The following is a 667-nucleotide window of genomic DNA, read 5'->3' on the forward strand; positions in this document are numbered from 1 at the left end:
GTTTTGACCGATATGACAGAAATGTGAAATTAGAGGTTGACGGCAGATCCTGGACGTCTATAATTCGCCCCACTTCCGGCGCAGTCGAAACGGAAAACTCCTTGGTAAACAACGAGTTACGCAGTTTTCGACAGCGGTTACGCTTCAGTTCATCGAAGCCAGAAGGAGTTGGTAAGGCAGGGTATTGTCGCCTTATTGACGGTTCGATCTTCTCGGTCGAAAGCGGAGAAAAAGAGGTGTTGACAGCAGCGACTAACGCTGTAGAATTCGCCTCCCGCTAACGAGAGATCGGAAGCGCAAGTGGTTGAAGTTGCAAAGGAAACTTTGAAARCTTCTGAAAATAACCGCTTGACAGCAACAGAGGCTGCTGTAGAATGCGCGCCTCGGTTGAGACGAAAGCTCTTRACCAACCGCTCTTTAACAACTGAATCAAGCAATTCGTGTGGGTGCTTGTGGRGTCAGACTGATAGTCAACAAGATTATCAGCATCACAAGTTACTCCGCGAGAAATCAAAGATGTAACCAACGATTGCTGAGCCAAGTTTAGGGTTTCTTAAAAACCCAAAGATGTTTGAACTGAAGAGTTTGATCATGGCTCAGATTGAACGCTGGCGGCAGGCCTAACACATGCAAGTCGAGCGGCAGCACGGGTACTTGTACCTGGTGG

At 47.9% G+C, this 667-nt stretch carries 1 protein-coding gene and 1 rRNA gene; both read left to right on the top strand.

From position 1 onward, the window contains the following. Window positions 1-281: hypothetical protein (locus AC1DF0_RS31960; protein WP_477577573.1), on the top strand; the 281-nt coding region annotated here is incomplete at its 5' end. Between the two features lie 292 nt (window positions 282-573). Then, a 16S ribosomal RNA gene (locus AC1DF0_RS31965) occupies window positions 574-667 on the top strand; the annotation flags it as partial.

The organism is Paenibacillus sp. 05T425, assembly GCF_056396205.1.